Below are 19,096 nucleotides of genomic sequence, written 5' to 3' on the forward strand. Positions count from 1 at the left end.
GGGTTCCCGCGCGGCCCGCGCGGAAACGCGGGTTACGGATCGCGCGGCAGTCCGAGGAGCCGCTCGGCGATGATGTTGAGCTGCACCTCCGAGGTGCCGCCGTAGATCGTCGTCGCGCGCCCGGCCAGCAGGTAATCGGCCCACTTACCCGACGGCTGGCCGTGATCGCCGACGGCCGCGTCGGTGCCGAACGAGGACACCCCGAACTCCGCGTAGCCCTGTCCGGTCTTCATCGACAGCAGCTTGGAGATCGCGGCCGCGGGCATCGGATCCCCACCCGCCAGCGTCAGCAGCGTCGAGCGCATGTTCAGCAGCTTGGCGGCGTGCCCCTCGGCGATCAGCCGCCCCGCCTCGTTCTGCTCGATCTGGTCGAAGTGCCCGTCGCGGACGAACTCGACGAACTGGTCGAGGCTGGCCAGGAACGGCGGCTCGCTGCTGCCGATCGACACCCGCTCGTTGGTCAGCGTGTTGCGGCTGACCTCCCAGCCCCGATTCACCTCGCCGAGGACCATGTCGTCGGGCACGAACACGTCGTCGATGAACACGGTGTTGAACATCGCGTTGCCGGTCAGCTCGCGCAGCGGCTTGACCTCCACGCCCTCGGACTTCATGTCGAGCAGGAAGTACGTGATGCCCTGATGCTTGGGCGCGCTCGGGTCCGTGCGGGCCAGCAGCGCACCCCACGCGGAGAACTGCGCACCGGTGGTCCAGATCTTCTGCCCGGTGATGCGCCAGCCGCCGTCGACCTTGGTGGCCTTGGTGGTCAGGCTCGCCAGGTCGGAGCCGGCGCCGGGCTCACTGAACAGCTGGCACCAGATCATCTCGCCGCGGAACGTCGGCGGCAGGAAGCGCTGCTGCTGCGCCTCGGTGCCGTAGGCGACGATCGACGGGATGATCCACGCGGCAATGCCCATCTGCGGCCGCTTGACCCGGCCGGTGGAGAACTCCTGGGCGATGATGATCTGCTCGATCGGGTTCGACGCCCGTCCCCACGGCTTGGGCAGGTGCGGCTGCACCCAGCCGCCCTCGGCGATCGCGGTGTTGCGCTCTTCCTTCGGAATCGCCTTGAGCGCAGCGACTTCGGCGCGGATCTCCTCGCGGAGCTTGAGGGTGTCGGGATCCAGGTCGATGTCGATCGAGCGCATGCCGGTCGACGTCGCGGCGTCGACCACCTTCTGTGGGTAGTCGGCGTGCCGGCCGAATGCGGCCGCCAGCACGATCGCGCGCCGGTAGTAGACGTTGGTGTCGTGCTCCCAGGTGAAGCCGATGCCGCCGTGCACCTGGATGCAGTCCTGCGCGCAGTGCTGCGCGGCCACAGGCGCCAACGTCGCGGCGACGGCTGCCGCGAACTCGAACGCGCTCGGCTTCTCCGAACTTCCCTGCAGCTCTTCGTCGATCGCGCGCGCGGCGTCCCACACGGCGCTGGTGGCGCGCTCGGTCTCGGCGATCATCCCGGCGCACTTGTGCTTGATGGCCTGGAACTGGCCGATCGGCCTGCCGAACTGCTCGCGGATCTTGGCGTACTCCGACGCGGTGTCGGTGGCCCAGCGGGCCACACCGATGCACTCCGCCGACAGCACGGTGGTGATGAGTGCGCGGGCGAGATCGCGGCTGACGCTGCTCAGCACCCGCTCGTCGCCGACCTCGACGGCGTTGGCGCGCACGTGCGCCACCGGGCGCAGCGGGTCGACGCTGGGCACCGGCTCGATCTCGAGCGCCTCCGCGTCGAGAACCACCCACTCCTCACCGGATTCGATGGCCACGGGCAGCACCAGCACCGACGCCTGCGCGGCCGCGGGTACGGCGCGGACCTCACCGCGGATCACCAGTCCGTTGCCGTGCCGCGTCGCGGTCAGGCCGGAGTCGATGGCGTAGGCGGCGATGACCTCGCCCGAGGCGAGGCCGGTGAGCACCTCGGCCTTCGGGTCGTGCGCAGCGATCAGCGCGGCGGCGATGGCCGACGGGACGAACGGGCCGGGGACCGCGCCGTAGCCGAACTCGGCGGCGACGATCGCCAGCTCGAGGATGCCGAACCCCTGACCGCCGACGTCCTCGGAGAGATGGACACCCTGCAGGCCCTGCTCGGCAGCGGCCTTCCAGTACGGCGGCGGATTGGGGATCGGGTTCTCGAGCGCTTCGTGCAGGACCTCCGACGGCGCGACGCGCGCGACGAACGACCGCACGGAGTCGGCGAGGTCGTTGTGCTCTTCGAGGATGGCGATGGGCATGGCGGACCCTCCGTTGGGCTGCTGGCTAACCGGTTGGTTGGTCCGAGGTTACCCTTCCACCTGGTTCACCAGGTTGGCGAGGTCCCGTCCGTCACGGAGTCGTTCGCAGTTGTCGACGGCGACCTCGAGGTAACGCCGCATCGTGTCGGCGGTGTACCACGTCACGTGCGGGGTGAGCACGACGTTGTCGAGGGTCAGCAGGGGGTTGTCCGCCGGCACCGGCTCGACCGCGAACACGTCCAGTCCGGCCGCGGCGAGCGAGCCGGCGCGCAGGGCATCGGCCAGCGCGTCCTCGTCGACGATGGGTCCGCGGGAGGTGTTGACCAGCACGGCGTCCGGCTTCATCGAAGCCAGTGCCTCGCGCCCGAGCAGACCTCGGGTCGCGTCGGTGAGCGGCAGGTGCAGCGAGACGATGTCGCTCTCGGCCAGCAGGTCCGGCAGGCTGCGCCAGCCGGGGGTGCCGTCGTCGCGGGTGCTGGTGTGCACCACCGCGGCATCCATCGCGGTCACGATGCGTTCGACGCGCGTGGCGACGTTGCCGTAGCCGACCAGTCCGACCGTGCAGCCACCGATGTCACGGACGGTTTCCCCGAGGGAGGGATCCGACGGCCACCCGGTGCCGGCGCGGGTGGCGGCGTCGAGCGCGGGCAGGCGCCGCAGCGCGGCGAGCATCAGCAGCACGGTGCCCTCGGCGACCGAGGGCGCATTGGCGCCCGGCATGTTCGCCACCGCGATCCCGCGTTCGGTGGCGGCCTCCACGGCGATCGTGTTCACCCCCGCGCCGAGCTTGTGCACCAGGCGCAGCCGGGTGCCCCGGGCGATGTCCTGCGCGGACAGCGGACGCAGCACGTGCCACAGCACGTCGGCCTCGGGCAGTTCGCGGTAGAACGTCGCGTCGTCGTCCTCGGCGCAGTACCGGATGTCGAGCCAATCTTGATGCGGGGCAAGGAAAGCCGACACCTTGTCACCGGGGACGAAGTGGGCCAGGACTCTCACCAGCGGCGTGCGCTCCACGTGGCGATCGTATCGGCCTTGTCCTCACGCGCCCCCGGCGTCGTGAAGTAGTGGTCGGTGTCGATCGAGCACCGCGTCTTGTCCGTCGATGCCAGCGCGGCGAAGATCCGCTCCGCGTCCGACGGATAGACACCGGTGTCCCGCTCGGCGTTGATCACCAGCGCCGGGCAGTCGATACGGTTCAGGTGCGGCTCGGCCCGGGTCTGCGCGTGCCGCAGGCTCCACATGCCGATCCAGTTGCGCAGGGTGGTGGCCGCGGCGATCCCGTGCGTGGAGCGGTTGGCCTTGGCGGGTATGCCGGCGTAGCAGGAGTTGGGCTCCCGCCCGGTCGGCTCGAGGGTCGGGTCGACCATCCGGGGGTCGGCCCACGTCCGCATCACGGTGAAGGGACGGTCGGAGAATCCGGCGGCCCGCACCCGGGCCAGTTCGGCCTCCGCCCAGTCGGTGATCGCGTCGTTGCGGGCGATCTGCGCGGCGCGGTAGCGCGCGACGAACTCCGCGGAGAAGGGCGGACCGTTGCGGTCATCGAACAGGTCGAGATCGGGATCTGTTGTGACGGCGTCGTTCTCGTCGACCACGGAGGCGTCCATCCAGGCGGTCAGGACGTCTGGGCGGCCCGGATGTGCGGCGCTGGCCACGTACCCGTCGGCGGCGGGCAGGTCGCCGAGTCCGGCAGCGGGCCGCATGCCCGCCAGCGGGGTGACGTGCCGATGCACCGCGTTGGCCTGGTAGGCGGCCATCAGCGAACCGCCACCCGAATTACCCAGCAGGATCACGGTTTCGATGCCCTGGGCCTCCCGTAGCCAGCGCACCCCGACGCCGATGTCGACCAGCGCGTGGTCGAGCAGGAAGCTGCTCTCGAACCCGCGGAAGCGGGTGTTCCAGCCCAGGAAGCCGATGCCGCGCGCCGCCAGATGCTCGGCGAGATAGTGCTCGGAGAAGTCGATCTGGTAGTGCGTCGCGATCACCGCCACCGTGGGTCGCGGCCCTGCGCTCCGGTGGTAGAGGCCCTGGCACGGATGTCCGCCGGAGCCTGCCCGGTGCGCGGTGGTCGAGTCCAGTCCGACGAACTCGCGGATGATGTCGCTCATCGATGTCCGGCCCCTTCCCGCTGACCCGATGTTAGATTCGAAGCGGATCGAGGGAGGCGTGATCGTGATCAAGCCGCAGAACACCAACACCGAATTCCACCTCGGCGGCATCAACCACGTCGCGCTGGTGTGTTCGGACATGGCCAGGACCGTCGACTTCTACAGCAACGTGCTGGGCATGCCGCTGATCAAGTCGCTGGATCTGCCCGGCGGGATGGGCCAGCATTTCTTCTTCGACGCCGGCAACGGTGACTGCGTCGCGTTCTTCTGGTTCGCCGAGGCGCCCGACCGGGTGCCGGGTATCTCCTCGCCGGAGGCGATCCCCGGCATCGGTGACATCGTCAGCGCCGTGAGCACGATGAACCACCTGGCGTTCCACGTGCCGGCCGAGCAGTTCGACGCCTACCGGCAGAAGCTCAAGGACAAGGGCGTGCGGGTCGGTCCGGTGCTCAACCACGACGAGAGCCCGGCGCAGGTGTCGGCGACGCTGCACCCGGGCGTCTACGTGCGCTCGTTCTACTTCCTCGATCCCGACGGCATCACGTTGGAATTCGCCTGCTGGACCAAGGAATTCACCTCGGACGACGCGATGGCCACGCCGAAGACCGCGGCCGATCGCCGGGTGCCCGCCGCCGCGCAGCCCTGACGTCAGCCGGCGCGCCTGGATCTGCGCGGCGCCGCCGAGCGTGGCGGCCGCGAGCGCATGTGGTCCCGGGCGCGGGTCATCAGCGTGCCCAGCGTGCGCACATCGCGCTCCGAGAGCGGCTCGAACAGCAATTCGCGCACCACGGCGATGTGGCCGGGGAGGACCGCGGCGACCCGCTCCCGGCCGGCCGCGGTGATGTCGACGACCGTCGCGCGCTGGTCATCCGGACTGGCCCGCCGGGTGATGAGCCCGTCGCGTTCGAGCAGTCCGGCCTGATGGGTCAGGCCGGACCGGCTGTACACCACGCCGTCCGCGAGATCGGTCATGGTCAGCGCACGGCCCTCGGCGGTCGCGAGGGTGGCGAGAATCTCGAACTGCACGTAGCTCAGCCCACCTTCGGCCTGCAGCTGCTGGCTTACCGCGTACTGCAGCAGGCTCACCGCTTCGATCAACGCGAAGTAGGTGTGCATCTGCTCCGGGTTCAGGGAGTCCGCCATCCCGCCACCTTAGTGCTTCGACCCCGAAGCAAGGGGATGGCCAACGCTCAGGCGTCGACCGGGTTGACGCGGCTGACGATCAGCGGATCGGCCGGGGTGAACGGGAACTCCGGCAGATCGTCGATGTGGGTCTCGAACGTCGCGGCGAGCACTTCGCGGCTGTAGGCGCTCGCCGATGCCCGGTAACCGATGTCGGCGGGGAACGGCTGGTCGAAGAAGATCAGGAAGTGCCACTCGTCGCTGCCGATGTTCTCGATGTGATGCGGGTAGGCCCGCGGGATGAAGTACATGTCGCCGGCCTTCATCGTCCAAGTGTCGAGACGGCCCTCAGGCGTCATGATCGTCATCCGTGCCTCACCCCGGCGGACATACCCCATCTCGGCGGTGATCGGATGCCAATGCGGTTCCCGCATGCCGTCTTCGGCGACGCGCAGGCTGTACATCGAGATGTCCTTGAGGGCGGGCCAGAACTGGTCGCGGGCGAATCGGGCCGACCCGCTGGCGTAGTTCAGACCGGGCGCCTGCGCCTCGATGTCGAACGTGTGGGGATCGTCGAAGTGGGCCACGGCGGGAATCTCGGGAGCACCGCTGCGGGCGGCCAATTTGCGGTCGACGGTGCTGCGCCGGAGCACCGACAGGTCCGAGGCCGGCAGGCTGTAGGTGTTGCCCCGCACGGCGTCGGTGAACGCCCCGAAGGTCGCGCCCAGACCGAAGTCCTCGGGCCGTTCGTTGCGGAAGGCGATGACGAACTCGGCCACGCCGTCGCCGATGTTCTCGATGTGATGCAGTGCGCCGGAGTCGATGTGGAACATCTGGCCGGCGGTGACGGTGAAGGTGCTGAACCGACTGTGGTTGTCGAGCACCGACACCAGCGCGATGCCGGCGACGCAGTAGGTGAGTTCGTTGGCGTTGGCGTGCCAGTGTGGGGTGCGCATCGCACCCGGGTTCAGGACGAGGCGCTTGATCGACAGGTTCTTCAGCACCGGCAGGTGCTCGGCGCTCACGCGGCGCATCGAACCGAAGTCGTTCTCCTCGACGATGTCGCCCTCGTGCAAGGACGTGGTGAAGGTGGTCGGCGGTGTCGTCATGATGATCCTCCTGCGGTGGAACTTCCTCCACCACAACCCTCACCGACCCGTCCGCTGGTGTCATGGACGCTGGCCGCCAATCCGATTACCGCTAGCGGTACCTCTGACTATCCGTCCTCGGTGTAGAGGCGCGGGTCGGCGAGTTGGTCGATCAGTGTGCCGAGCTGAATCGCCAACTGCGCGGCCGTGACTCGCAGATCGTCGACCAGCCAGGCGCTCAGCGTCTGTGCGACCCCGCCGACGACGAAGTGCGCGGCGGCCGCGATCCGCTCGTTGGCTTCGATGTCGAGTCCGGCGCTGGCGTGCTGACCGGACAGCAGCGCGAACAGGGCACCGGACTCGGCACGCTTGCGAACCACCACCGGGTTGGCCAGGTGCGCGCTGAACAGCAACCGGCCCACCCGCGGATCGTCGGCGATGGTGCGCACGATGTTGGCCATGGCCGCGTGGTTCTGTTCTGCGGGCGGGGCGGCCGCCATCGCGGCCTGGGTGGTGCTCGCGATGTCGCCCACCACGCGGTCGAACACCGCCGCGACGAACGCGTCCTTGTCGGTGAAGCTCTCGTAGAAGTAGCGGGCCGCCAGGCCGGACTGCGCGCAGATCGCGCGCACCGTGAGTTCCACGGGGGTGGGTCCGCCGCCGAGCAGATCGAGACCGGCCTCGAGCAGCCGCTGCCGACGCTGCGCCATCCGTTGCTGCGCATCGACGCCGCGGTACGGGCGGAGCTGGGCCATACCCCATCTTGACACCCGGCCGACGTCGCGACCAGAATCAGGAAACGCACGTTCGCAGTTTCGGCGTGGGTGCGAGAGGAGCGGTCGATGACTGTGCATGGTTCGATGACGGCGACGACGACGGGCGACGGGATGCTCGGCCTCGGGCTGCTGGCCGGTCCCGCGAACGTGATCATGCAGCTCGCGCGGCCCGGCGTGGGGTACGGCGTCCTCGAGAGCCGGGTCGACAGCGGCCGGGTCGACCTGCACCCGATCAAGCGGGCGCGGACCACCTTCACCTACCTGGCGGTCTCGACCAACGGCACCGACGCGCAGAAAGCCGCGTTCCGGCGTGCTGTCAACCGGGCGCACGCGCAGGTGTACTCGCTCGATTCCAGCCCGGTCTCCTACCACGCGTTCGACAAGGACCTGCAGCTGTGGGTCGGGGCGTGCCTGTACAAGGGGGTCGTCGACGTGCACCGGCTCTTCGTGGGCGAACTGGACGACGAGACCGCCGACCGGCTGTTCGTGCAGGGCCGCAAACTCGGCACGATGCTGCAGGTGCCCGAGGACATGTGGCCGGCCGACCGCGCGGCGTTCGACCGTTACTGGCAGGAGTCGCTGGACAAGGTGCACATCGACGACACCGTGCGGGAGTACCTCTATCCCATCGCGGCGTCGCGCGTGCGGGGGGTGCGCCTGCCGGGGCCGCTGCAACGCTGGTCGGAGGACGCGGCCCTGCTGATCACCACCGGCTTCCTGCCGCAGCGCTTCCGCGACGAGATGCGGCTGCCCTGGGATGCCAAGCGCCAGAAGCGGTTCGACCGATTGATCACGGTACTGCGCACCGTGACCGCGGTCTCCCCGCGCGTCGTGCGCGAGTTCCCGTTCAACCTCCTGCTCAGAGACGTCGACTGGCGGATCCGCACCGGACGTCCGCTGGTCTGAATTCTGTCAGGATCGGGGCGTATAACCGAACCGGTGCGAAGCGACAACGACACCTGGGACATCACCACAAGCGTCGGCTCGACGGCCCTGTTCGTCGCGGCCGCCCGCGCGCTGGAGGCCGCCAAGACGAATCCCGTTGCGGTGGACGCTTTCGCGGGGGTGTTCTGCCGCGCGGTCGGCGGTGAATGGGCGGCGCTGCTCGACGGATCCGCACCCGACCACAAACTCGCGACGCCGTGGGGTGAGCGCTTCGTCGATTACCAAGCTGCCCGCACGCGCTTCTTCGACGATTACTTCACCGCCGCGGCGGCTGCCGGTATCCGCCAGATCGTGCTGCTGGCGGCGGGTCTCGACTCGCGGGCCTACCGGCTGGCGTGGCCGGCGCACACCGTGGTGTTCGAGCTAGATCAACCCCGGGTGCTGCAGTTCAAGCGCCAGGTGCTCGCCGACTACGGCGCCACGCCGCGGGCCGCCCGCGTGGAGGTCCCCGTGGACCTGCGCGACGACTGGCCCGGTGCACTGCGTGATGCCGGTTTCGATCCGGCCGAGCCGTCGGCCTGGATCGCCGAGGGACTGCTGATCTATCTGCCCGCCACCGTGCAGGACGATCTGTTCGCCGGCATCGCCGCGCTGTCTGCGCCGGGCAGTGAGGTCGCGGTCGAAGAATCCACCCCGATGGACAGTGAGGCCTTCCGCGAAGCCCGCGATCAGGAACGCGCCCGGGGCGAGGACGGTTTGTTCTTCACTCTCGTCTACAACGAGCAGCACCGGCCCGCGGCGCAGTGGTTCGGGGAGCACGGCTGGAACGCCACGGCCGCGCCGCTGTCCACGCTGCTTGCCGAGCTCGGTCGGCCCGTGCCCGCACCGGATTCCGAGGCGGGTTCGATGATCAGCACGACCAGCCTGGTCAGGGCGGTCAAGCCGCGCTGACGAGGTGACCCGGCTCACCGGGTCACCGCACCCCGTGCCTCTCGACAGTGAGGTTATGCAATGCTAACTTCAGCGCGAGTTAGCTAAGGCAACCATAACCAACGGGGAGACATGGGACGTGACACGCTCGCGGCTGCCGGTGATCCGGTGGCGGTCCTCGCGTCCCGGCCCGACCCGGAGGTCGTCAGCCGCTTCGCCACCTGCTGCCGCGCGCTGGGCCTGTCCGTGTACGACCGGCGCCGGCCGGCTGACCTGAGCGCAGCCCGGGCCGGCTTCAGCGCACTGACGAGGATGGCCCACGATCAGTGCGACGCCTGGACGGGACTGGCCGCCGCCGGCGACGTCTCGCCGCGGGTCATCGCGAACGTCTGGCAGACCCGCGCCACAGCAGGTGCTCTCCAGCGCGAGACCGGGCTCGCCCCCGGGGCACTCGGATTCGCTTACGACACCGGGCTTTACCTGCGCTTCCGTGCCACCACTGCCGATGATTTCGCCCTCGCCTACGCCGTCTGTCTGGGGGACGCCGCGGGCTACGCGGATGCCGACCAACTCGTCGGTGAGCTGCTCGAGCACCGGCCCGGATGGTTGCCGGCTCGCTGGGTCCGGGTGGTGCTGCACTACCGGACGGCGCGCTGGGCCGACGTGGTGCGGCTGCTCACGCCGGTGGTGGCCGACGAGTCGCTCGACGAGACCTACCGCCACGCCGTGCGGATCGCCCTCGGCGTCACGCTGGCCCGGCTGGGGATGTTCGCTCCCGCCCTGTCCCACCTCGACCGTCCGAAAGGGCCGATCGCCCAGGCCGCGGTCGACGGGGCGTTCGCCAAGGCGCTGTGCCTGCGCGCGCAGGGGCAGGACGAGGACGCCCTCGAGCTGCTGCAGGAGCTCTACGCCGCGAACCCGGACAACACCGCGATCGAGGACGCGCTGTCGGACGGGACCTACGGCATCGTCACCACCACCGCCGCCCGCATCGAGGCCCGCAGCAATCCGTGGGATCCGCAGACCGAGCCGGGGGAGGCCGACTTCGTCGACCCGGGCGCCAAGGACCGCAAGGCGCACCTGCTGGCCGAGGCCGAGGCCGAGCTCGCGGAGTTCATCGGCCTCGAGGAAGTCAAGTACCAGGTCGCGCGCCTCAAAAGCTCTGTCGCAATGGCGATCCGGCGCCAGGAGCGCGGCCTCGCGGTGGCCCAGCGGACCAATCACCTGGTGTTCGCGGGCCCGCCGGGCACGGGCAAGACCACCATCGCCCGCGTCGTCGCCAAGATCTACTGCGGGCTCGGCCTGCTGAAGAAGGAGACCGTCCGCGAGGTGCACCGCGCCGACCTGATCGGGCAGCACATCGGGGAGACGGAGGCCAAGACCAACGCGATCATCGACAGCGCGCTCGACGGCGTGCTGTTCCTCGACGAGGCGTACGCGCTGGTGTCCACCGGCGCCAAGAACGACTTCGGGCTGGTCGCCATCGACACCCTGCTGGCCCGCATGGAGAACGACCGCGACCGCCTGGTGGTCATCGTCGCGGGCTACCGCAGGGACCTCGACATGTTCCTCGACACCAACGAGGGTTTGAGGTCCCGCTTCACCCGCAGCATCGACTTCCCGTCCTACTCGGCCGCCGAACTCGTCGAGATCGCCACGCGGATGGCCGAAAAGCGCGACTCCTGCTTCGAGGAGCAGGCCCGCGCCGACATGGAACGCCTGTTCGGCCACCTCGCGCAAGCGACCACCCCCGACGGAAACGGGGTGGCGCGGCGCAGCCTCGACATCGCCGGCAACGGACGGTTCGTGCGCAACCTCGTCGAACGCTCCGAAGAGGAGCGCGAATACCGGCTCGACCACGCCGAATCCGACGACTTCACCGACGACGATCTGATGACGATCACCGCCGCCGACGTCGCCGCCTCCGCCGCGCCACTGCTGCGCGGACTCGGGTTGACGGTGGCGCCGTGACCTCACCGCAGCCCGACCGGCGCTCGTTCACCTCGCGCACGCCGGCCCGCGAGAACCCTGATCCCGCCGCGCGCCGGCGCGGCTTCGTCACCCGTCACCAGGTGACCGGATGGCGATTCGTCATGCGCCGCATCGCCTCCGGCGTCGCGCTGCACGACACCCGGATGCTCGTCGACCCGCTGCGCAGCCAGTCACGCGCCGTGCTGGTCGGGGCGCTGATCCTGGTCACCGGCCTGATCGGCTGCTTCCTGTTCTCGCTGATCCGCCCCGGCGGGGCGGTGGGCACCGACCCGGTGCTGGCCGACCGGGAAACCGCGGCGCTCTACGTCAAACTCGGTGACCAACTGCACCCGGTGCTGAACCTGACCTCCGCGCGGCTGATCACCGGCAGGCCCGACAACCCGGCCCTGGTCAAGACCAGTGAGCTCGACCGGTTCCCGCGCGGCAACATGCTCGGCATCCCCGGCGCGCCAGAACGCATGTCCCCCAACGAGACGCGCGATGCGTACTGGTCGGTGTGCGATGCGGCCGCCGGATCGTCGACCGGTGTCACCGTGATCGCGGGCCCGCCCGCCGAGGGCGGCGAACGCGCGGCCGCGCTGCCCGGCAGCCACGCGGTGCTCGCCGAGAACGACGGCCGCACCTGGCTGCTGTGGAACGGCAGGCGCAGCGCGATCGATCTCGCCGACCGCGCGGTCACCGGCGGCCTCGGGCTCGGCGACACGGACACGGCACCGGCGCCGATCGCGCGCGGACTGTTCAACGCCATCCCGGAGGCCCCGCCGCTGAGGGCGCCCGTCATCCCCGGTGCCGGCGCCCCATCCCCACTGCCCCTGCCGGTGCCCGTGCCCGTCGGCGCCGTGGTCGTCTCCTACGACACCGACAACACGCTGCGGCACTACGTCGTCCTCGCCGACGGACTGCAACCCGTCTCACCGGTGGTGGCCGCGATTCTGCGCAACACCGACTCCTACGGCCTCGACCAGCCGCCGCGCCTCGGCGCCGACGACGTGGCACGCCTGCCGGCTGCCCGCGGCATCGACCTCAGCGTGTACCCGTCCGATCCGGTCACCCTGGCCGACACCGCGTCCGCCCCGGTGATCTGCGCGTCGTGGGCCAAACCCGAAGGGGCCGAGACCAGTTCGCTGACGCTGTTGAACGGGGCGGCGCTGCCCGTTCCCGACGGGCTACGCGCGGTGGAGCTGGTGAGCTCCGGAACGCCCGGCGGCCCCGCGGACAGGGTGGTGCTGCCCCCGGGCCGCGGCTACTTCGTCGACAGCGACGGTGCGCAGTTCTGGGTCAGCGACACCGGCGTGCGCTTCGGCGTCGAGGGCGAGGACACCGCCGCGGCACTGGGGCTTCAGGCCGCGCCGCTGCCCATCCCGTGGGCGGTGCTCTCGCAGTTCGCGGCGGGACCGACGTTGTCGCGCACCGACGCGCTGCTCGCCCACGACTCGCTGGCGCCCGACCCCGCGCCGGCCCGGATGGAGACCCCATGAGCCGGTTGATCTTCGAGCACCGCAAGCGGGTGCGGCCACCGGTCACCCGGAAGGGCACGATCACCATCGAGCCGCCGCCGGAACTGCCGCGCGTCGTGCCGCCCTCCCTGCTGCGCCGGGCGCTGCCCTATCTCATCGTGATCCTCATCGTCGGCATGATCGTCGCGCTGGTCGCGACGGGTCTGCGGCTGATCTCACCGACCACGTTGTTCTTCCCGTTCGTGTTGCTGCTGGCCGCCACCGCCCTGTACCGCGGCTCGGACAACAAGATGCGCACCGAGGAGGTCGACGCCGAACGGGCCGACTATCTGCGGTACCTGTCCGTGATCCGGGACAACGTCCGTGCCCACGCCGACGAGCAGCGAGCGGCGTTGGAGTGGTCGCATCCCGATCCCGTCGCGCTGTCCGCCGTCCCGGGCACCCGCCGGCAGTGGGAACGCGACCCGCACGACGCCGACTACCTGGTGCTGCGCGCCGGTCTGCACGATCAGCCGCTCGATGCGGCCCTGCGGGTCACCGACACCGCCGATGAGATCGACCTGGAACCGGTGTCGCACAGCACCCTTCGCGGACTGCTCGATACCCAGCGCACGCTGCACGCCGCCCCCACCGGGATCGACCTGGCCGCGATCGCGCGCATCACCGTCCTCGGCGACCCCGACGAGGTCGCCGAGGCGCTGCGGGCCTGGATCGCGCAGGCGGTGACGTGGCACGACCCGTCGGTCCTCGGTATCGCGTTCGCCGGCGCCGCCCTCGAATCCGATGCCTGGTCATGGCTGAAATGGCTGCCGCACGCCGACATCCCCGGCCAGGCCGACGGGGTCGGCCCGGCCCGTCACCTCGCGTCCGACGCCGCCGAACTGCACCGCACGCTGGCCCCGGCGCTGACCGGCCGGCCTGCGTTCACGGGGAACGGGACCGCCGACGCCCGACATCTGCTCGTCGTGCTCGACGACCCGGACGTCGACCCGGCCGCGTTCGTCGGCCGCGGCCTGGCGGGCGTGACCGTGATCCATCGATCCGCCGAAGAGCCGCACCGCGAACAGTATTCGGACCCGGACCGACCGATCCTGCGCATCGTCGACGGTCGGATCCAGCGCTGGCAGAACGGGGACTGGGCACCCTTCGTCGACGCCGCGGACCGGCTCGGCGCGGCCGAGGCGCGGCACCTCGCCCGCCGCCTGTCCCGGTGGGACTCGCAGCCCGGCCACGGCCGGTCCGCCACCACCGGCGGCGCGACCTTCACGACACTGCTGGGCATCCCGGACGCGTCCGCACTCGACGTCGCGGCGCTGTGGGCACCCCGCAACCGTGACGACGAGCTGCGGGTCCCGATCGGTGTCACCGCGACCGGCGAACCGCTGATCTTCGACCTGAAGGACGAAGCCGAGGGCGGCATGGGCCCGCACGGCCTGATGATCGGCATGACGGGTTCGGGCAAGTCGCAGACCCTGATGGCGATCTTGCTCGCGCTGCTGACCACGCATCCGGCCGACCGGCTGATCGTCATCTACGCCGACTTCAAAGGCGAGGCGGGAGCCGACATCTTCCGCGATTTCCCGCAGGTCGTCGCCGTGATCTCGAACATGGCCGAAAAGCGCTCGCTGGCAGACCGATTCGCCGACACGCTGCGCGGCGAGGTGGCCCGGCGCGAGCACGCGCTCAGGGAGGCGGGCCGCCGGGTGCAGGGCAGCGCCTTCACCTCGGTGACCGAGTACGAGAACGCTCGCACTTCTGCGGCCGGAGCGGCCGTCGACCTGCCGCCGATGCCGACGTTGCTGGTGGTGGCCGACGAGTTCACGCTGATGCTGGCCGACCACCCCGAGTACGCCGAGCTGTTCGACTACATCGCCCGCAAGGGCCGCTCGTTCCGCATCCACCTGCTGTTCGCGTCGCAGACCCTCGACGTCGGCCGCATCAAGGACATCGACAAGAACACGTCGTACCGGATCGGGCTGAAGGTGGCGAGCCCGAGCGTGTCACGCCAGATCATCGGCGTGGAGGACGCGTTCCACATCGAACCGGGCCGCAACCACAAAGGGGTCGGCTACCTCGTGCCCGCCCCCGGCGCCCGGCCGGTCAAGTTCCGCAGCACGTACGTCGACGGCATCTACGAGCCGCCGCGGGTCGACCGTTCCGTTGTCGTGCATGCGATTCCGCAGCCTCAGCTGTTCACCGCGGACCGGGTGGAGCCGGAGCCCGACACCGTGATCGTCGACGACGGCGCCGACGTCGAGGTGCCCACACCGCGCAAGTTGATCGCCACGATCGGCGCCCAACTCGCCCGCTACGGTCCCCGCGCGCCGAAGCTGTGGCTGGCCCCGCTCGACGAGCCGATCCCCCTCGAGGGATTGCTCGCCCGGGCCGGTGTTCGCGAGCGGCGGTGGCGCTGGCCCCTCGGCGAGATCGATCGGCCTTTCGAGATGCGCCGCGACCCCCTGGTGTTCGACGCCACGTCCGCCGCGGCCAACGTCGTGATCCACGGTGGTCCCAAGTCCGGGAAGTCCACCGCGCTGCAGACCTTCGTGATGTCCGCCGCCGCGCTGCACGCCCCGGGCGACGTGACGTTCTACTGCCTCGACTACGGCGGCGGCCGGCTGCACGACCTCCAGGACCTGGCCCACGTAGGCAGCGTGGCCTCCCCACTGGAACCCGAGCGCATCCGGCGCACCTTCGGCGAACTCGAGCAGCTGCTGCGGGCGCGCCGGCAGCGCGGCGCCGCCGAGCGCGCCGACCACGAAGACGGATACGGCGAGGTCTTCCTGCTGATCGACAACCTGTATGCGTTCACCCGCGACAACACCGACACCTTCAACACCCGAAACCCGTTGCTGGCCAGGGTGACCGAGCTCGTCAACACCGGGCTGGCCTATGGCATCCACGTCGTGGTCACGACACCGAACTGGCTCGAGCTGCCGCTGGCCATGCGCGACGGTCTGGGTTTGCGGCTGGAACTCAAACTGCCCGACGCGCGCGACAGCAATGTGCGGGTCGCCGGTGCGCTGCGCCGGCCCGCCGACAGCGTGCCCGCCGACCAGCCGGGCCGCGGCCTCACCATGGCGGCCGAACACTTCCTGTTCGCCCGACCTGCGCTGGACGCCATCCCGCAGCTCAATGCGCGCCACCCTGGCCGCAGCGCACCGCCGGTGCGGTTGTTGCCGACGAGCCTGCCACCCGGCGAGCTCGGGCCGCTCTACCCGGCGCCCGAACGGGTCGTCATCGGTGCGCGGGAGGAGGACCTCGCGCCGGTGACCGTCGACTTCGCCGCCAACCCGCTGCTGATGGTCCTCGGTGACGCGAGGACGGGCAAGACCACGCTGCTGCGTCATCTCATCCGCACCCTGCGGGAGAATTCGCGTCCGGATCAGGTGGCGTTCACGGTCATCGACCGGCGCCTGCAGCTCGTCGACGAGCCGCTCTTCCCGGACAACGAGTACACCCCCAACATCGACCGAATCCTGCCCGCGATGCTGGGACTGTCGGGGCTGCTCGAGAAGCGCAGGCCCCCTGCGGGTCTGAACCCGCAGCAGCTTCAGGGGTGGGATTTCCGCCGCGCCGGTGGCGACGGCCACCTGCACTATCTGATCGTCGACGACGTCGACCAGATCCCGGACGGGCCCGCCATCGGCGGCCCCTTCGTCGGCCAGCGGCCGTGGACGGCGTTGAACGGGCTGCTGGCGCAGGCCGCCGATCTCGGCCTGCGGGTGATCGTCACTGCGCGCGCCGCCGGTGCGGCCCACGCGGTGATGACGGCGCCGCTGCTGCGCCGACTCAACGACCTGCAGGCGACGACGCTCATGCTGTCCGGTCACCCGCAGGAGAGCGGCAAGATTCGTGGGCATCGGTTCCACCGGCTCCCCGCCGGCCGCGCTCTGCTGCTCGACGACAACCACTCCGATGCGCCGATGTTCGTCCAGCTCGTCGATCCGCTTGCAGCCGAGGCGGTTTCATCGACTTCCGGCGCACATTTGGCACACCGACGAAAGGAACTGTAGATGACGCTGCGCGTGGTCCCCGAAGGTCTCACCGCGGCCGCCGCGGCCGTCGAGGCGCTCGCGGCGAAGATGGCGGCCGTGCACGCCGCCGCGGCGCCTGCGGTCACCGCCGTGGTCCCGCCCGCCGCCGACCCGGTGTCGCTGCAGACCGCCGCCGGTCTCAGCGCGCACGGCGCCGAGCACCAGGCGGCCGCCGCGCAGGGCGTCACCGAACTGGGGCGCGCCGGCGTCGGCGTGGGGGAGTCCGCGATCAGCTATGCCAGCGGCGACGCGATGGCCGCATCGGCCTACCTGATGGCGCGCGGCTGACATGACCGCCCCCGTGTGGATGGCGCTGCCGCCCGAGGTGCACTCGGCGCTGCTCAGCAGCGGACCCGGTCCGGGGTCGCTGCTCGCCGCGGCGGCGGCATGGCATTCCCTGAGCGTCGAATATGCCACTGCGGCAGCAGAACTGACCGAGGTCCTGGCAACCGTGCAGACGGGTGCCTGGGAGGGGCCGAGCTCGGAACGGTACGTCGCGGCACACACGCCCTATCTGGCCTGGCTCGCGCAACGCAGCGCCGATAGTGCGGCCGCCGCCGCGCAGCACGAGACCGCCGCGTCCGCCTACGCGAGCGCGGTGGCCACCATGCCGACGTTGCCGGAGCTGGCACTGAACCACGCCACACACGCCGTGCTGGTGGGCACGAACTTCTTGGGTGTCAATACGATTCCGATTGCGCTCAACGAGGCCGACTACGTGCGCATGTGGATCCAGGCCGCCACCACCATGGGCACCTACCAGGCGGTGTCGGGCGCCGCACTGGCCGCGACCCCGACCTCCACGCCGGCACCGTCGATACTCCTGCCCGGCGTGGGGGAAGCAGGCCGTGCGGCGGCCGACACGTCAGGTGCCGCCGCGCAGGTGCAGGCCGCGCAGGCCGGTGCGGCGTTCGACCTCAGCGACATCATCGCCGACCTCATCCGGGCCTACGGTGAGATCCTGCGGTTCCTCTTCGAGCCGATCTTCGACTTCCTGCGCGACCCGATCGGCAACACCATCGCGCTGATCACCGACTTCCTCACCAACCCCGCGCAGGCGCTGGTGACCTGGGGGCCGTTCCTGCTGGCCGTCGTCTACCAGGCGGTGTCATGGATCGGCGCCTCGATCCTGTACCCGTCGCTGTTCCTGTTGCCGTTGGCGGCCACCACGCTGGCCATCGTGCTCGGCGTCGGTGCGCAGCTCCTCGACCAGCTGCCCGCCGCTCCCGCCGACGCCCCCGCCGAACAGGCGCCGGCCACCCAGGCGCCCGCGGGCCGTGCCGAGCAGCAGCAGCCGACCCCGCTGGCGTTCGGTTCGCCCGCGCCGGCGGGCACGGCGGCGACCGTGGTGAACACGGTGACCGGCGGCCCGGTCTCGACCGCCGCCGCCCCGGCCGCCGCCGCTGCGCCCTTCGTGCCCTACGTCGTCGCCGGTCAGGATCCGGGCGGGGGTTTCACCCCGACGGTGCGTGACCGCACCGGCGCGCAGGCTCCCGCTGCCACGATCCCCGCGGCCGCGGCAGGCATCGCCGCCTCTGCCGCCGAGCGGCGCCGCCGACGCCGCCGGCAGAAGGACGACGTGGTGGGCCGCGGGTACGCCGATGCCTACCTCGACGCCGAGGACGGACCCGGGCGCGACGATGCCCGCGCCGACGAGCCGCAGGTCACCGCCTCCTCGCGCGGGGCAGGGCCGATGGGTTTCGCCGGCACCCTCGACGCCGAGGCGGTCGGGGCGGCCGGTCTGACCACGCTGGCCGGCGACCCGTTCGGCGGCGGCCCCACGAGCCCGATGCTGCCGGCGTCGTGGGACCCGGCGGCCGACGAACCTCCACCCGAGGAATACCACCACCACCGAAGGGAAAACCCATGAGCCTGCTCGACGCTCACATTCCGCAGCTGATCGCCTCGGAGAGCGCCTTCGGTGCCAAGGCGGCACTGATGCGCAGCACCATCGCCCAGGCCGAGCAGGCGGCGCAGTCCGCCCAGGCCTTCCACATGGGCGAGTCCTCGGCCGCGTTCCAGGCCGCACACGCACGCTTCGTCGAGGTCTCGGCGAAGATCAACGCCCTGCTCGACCTCGCGCAGGCCAACGTCGGGGACGCAGCCGGGTCCTATGTCGCCGAGGACGCCGCCGCCGCGAGCACCTACACCGCCATCTGACCCGCCCGGACGAGAGGAAGAACCGCCATGTCGCAGATCATGTACAACTACCCGGCGATGCTGGCCCATGCGGGCGAGATGTCCGGCTACGCAGGCGCTCTGCACGCTGTCGGCGCGGACGTCGCCAGTGAGCAGGCAGCGCTGCGGGGTGCCTGGCAGGGGGACACCGGGATGACCTACCAGGCCTGGCAGGCGCAGTGGAACACCAGCCTCGAAGAGCTGGTACGCGCGTACCAGGCGATGGCCAACACGCACGAGATGAACACCACCTCGATGGCGGCGCGCGACCAGGCCGAGGGTGCCAAGTGGGGCTGAA

General features: G+C 70.5%; 16 protein-coding genes. 10 read left to right on the forward strand and 6 right to left on the reverse strand.

What is annotated here, in order from left to right:
- Positions 1 to 32 precede the first annotated feature (32 nt).
- Genes MCHUDSM44219_RS23805 through MCHUDSM44219_RS23815 form a run of 3 tightly spaced genes read right to left on the reverse strand, consistent with a single transcriptional unit; the run spans position 33 to position 4,333 of the window.
- Positions 33 to 2,228, reverse strand: a complete 2,196-nt coding sequence (locus MCHUDSM44219_RS23805) for an acyl-CoA dehydrogenase family protein (protein ID WP_048420742.1) — start codon at positions 2,226 to 2,228, stop codon at positions 33 to 35.
- A 48-nt stretch (positions 2,229 to 2,276) separates the two neighbouring features.
- On the reverse strand, positions 2,277 to 3,224 hold the full coding sequence (locus MCHUDSM44219_RS23810; protein WP_048420790.1) for a 2-hydroxyacid dehydrogenase: 948 nt from the start codon (positions 3,222 to 3,224) through the stop codon (positions 2,277 to 2,279).
- Positions 3,221 to 4,333, reverse strand: coding sequence for an alpha/beta fold hydrolase domain-containing protein (locus MCHUDSM44219_RS23815; RefSeq protein ID WP_048420743.1), 1,113 nt, complete (start codon positions 4,331 to 4,333; stop codon positions 3,221 to 3,223). The genes MCHUDSM44219_RS23810 and MCHUDSM44219_RS23815 overlap by 4 nt, the downstream gene beginning before the upstream one ends.
- A gap of 64 nt (positions 4,334 to 4,397) precedes the next feature.
- On the opposite strand from MCHUDSM44219_RS23815, the gene MCHUDSM44219_RS23820 reads away from it, so the two are divergent.
- Positions 4,398 to 4,979: a VOC family protein gene (locus MCHUDSM44219_RS23820; protein WP_048420791.1), complete on the forward strand. Its 582-nt coding sequence runs from the start codon at positions 4,398 to 4,400 to the stop codon at positions 4,977 to 4,979.
- Positions 4,980 to 4,981: 2 nt separating this feature from the next.
- Here the strand turns inward: MCHUDSM44219_RS23820 and MCHUDSM44219_RS23825 are convergent, their stop codons facing one another.
- The 3 genes from MCHUDSM44219_RS23825 to MCHUDSM44219_RS23835 form a co-directional block, all read right to left on the reverse strand.
- Positions 4,982 to 5,476, reverse strand: coding sequence for a MarR family winged helix-turn-helix transcriptional regulator (locus MCHUDSM44219_RS23825; protein ID WP_048420744.1), 495 nt, complete (start codon positions 5,474 to 5,476; stop codon positions 4,982 to 4,984).
- A 47-nt stretch (positions 5,477 to 5,523) separates the two neighbouring features.
- Complete coding sequence (locus MCHUDSM44219_RS23830; RefSeq protein ID WP_048420745.1) at positions 5,524 to 6,564, reverse strand: cupin domain-containing protein; 1,041 nt, start codon at positions 6,562 to 6,564, stop codon at positions 5,524 to 5,526.
- Between the two features lie 107 nt (positions 6,565 to 6,671).
- Positions 6,672 to 7,298 (reverse strand): TetR/AcrR family transcriptional regulator, encoded by a 627-nt coding sequence (locus MCHUDSM44219_RS23835; protein ID WP_048420746.1) that lies wholly within the window; start codon positions 7,296 to 7,298, stop codon positions 6,672 to 6,674.
- Between the two features lie 87 nt (positions 7,299 to 7,385).
- Between MCHUDSM44219_RS23835 and MCHUDSM44219_RS23840 the strand changes: the two genes are divergently transcribed.
- The 9 genes from MCHUDSM44219_RS23840 (at position 7,386) to MCHUDSM44219_RS23880 (ending at position 19,095) form a co-directional block, all read left to right on the forward strand.
- Positions 7,386 to 8,225 (forward strand): oxygenase MpaB family protein, encoded by an 840-nt coding sequence (locus MCHUDSM44219_RS23840; RefSeq protein ID WP_082162364.1) that lies wholly within the window; start codon positions 7,386 to 7,388, stop codon positions 8,223 to 8,225.
- Between the two features lie 33 nt (positions 8,226 to 8,258).
- Positions 8,259 to 9,155 carry an SAM-dependent methyltransferase gene (locus MCHUDSM44219_RS23845; RefSeq protein ID WP_048420748.1) on the forward strand — a complete coding sequence of 299 codons (897 nt, stop codon included), beginning with the start codon at positions 8,259 to 8,261 and terminating at the stop codon, positions 9,153 to 9,155.
- Between the two features lie 111 nt (positions 9,156 to 9,266).
- Positions 9,267 to 11,105, forward strand: coding sequence for a type VII secretion AAA-ATPase EccA (gene eccA, locus MCHUDSM44219_RS23850; RefSeq protein WP_082162365.1), 1,839 nt, complete (start codon positions 9,267 to 9,269; stop codon positions 11,103 to 11,105).
- On the forward strand, positions 11,102 to 12,604 hold the full coding sequence (eccB, locus tag MCHUDSM44219_RS23855) for a type VII secretion protein EccB (protein ID WP_048420749.1): 1,503 nt from the start codon (positions 11,102 to 11,104) through the stop codon (positions 12,602 to 12,604). The genes eccA and eccB overlap by 4 nt, the downstream gene beginning before the upstream one ends.
- On the forward strand, positions 12,601 to 16,599 hold the full coding sequence (eccCa, locus tag MCHUDSM44219_RS23860; RefSeq protein WP_048420750.1) for a type VII secretion protein EccCa: 3,999 nt from the start codon (positions 12,601 to 12,603) through the stop codon (positions 16,597 to 16,599). Before eccB ends, eccCa begins: the two co-directional genes overlap by 4 nt.
- The gene (locus MCHUDSM44219_RS23865; RefSeq protein WP_048420751.1) at positions 16,600 to 16,908 is read left to right on the forward strand and encodes a PE family protein; all 309 of its coding nucleotides are present in this window, start codon (positions 16,600 to 16,602) and stop codon (positions 16,906 to 16,908) included. It begins immediately after the preceding gene.
- 1 nt (position 16,909) lies between these two features.
- On the forward strand, positions 16,910 to 18,490 hold the full coding sequence (locus MCHUDSM44219_RS23870) for a PPE family protein (RefSeq protein ID WP_048420752.1): 1,581 nt from the start codon (positions 16,910 to 16,912) through the stop codon (positions 18,488 to 18,490).
- Positions 18,487 to 18,780: a type VII secretion system protein EsxG gene (gene esxG / locus MCHUDSM44219_RS23875; RefSeq protein WP_048420753.1), complete on the forward strand. Its 294-nt coding sequence runs from the start codon at positions 18,487 to 18,489 to the stop codon at positions 18,778 to 18,780. Before MCHUDSM44219_RS23870 ends, esxG begins: the two co-directional genes overlap by 4 nt.
- Positions 18,781 to 18,807: 27 nt before the next feature.
- The gene (locus MCHUDSM44219_RS23880) at positions 18,808 to 19,095 is read left to right on the forward strand and encodes a WXG100 family type VII secretion target (protein ID WP_048420754.1); all 288 of its coding nucleotides are present in this window, start codon (positions 18,808 to 18,810) and stop codon (positions 19,093 to 19,095) included.
- Position 19,096 lies beyond the last annotated feature (1 nt).

The sequence above is a fragment of the Mycolicibacterium chubuense genome (assembly GCF_001044255.1).
In the GTDB taxonomy this organism is placed as follows: Bacteria; Actinomycetota; Actinomycetes; order Mycobacteriales; family Mycobacteriaceae; genus Mycobacterium; species Mycobacterium chubuense.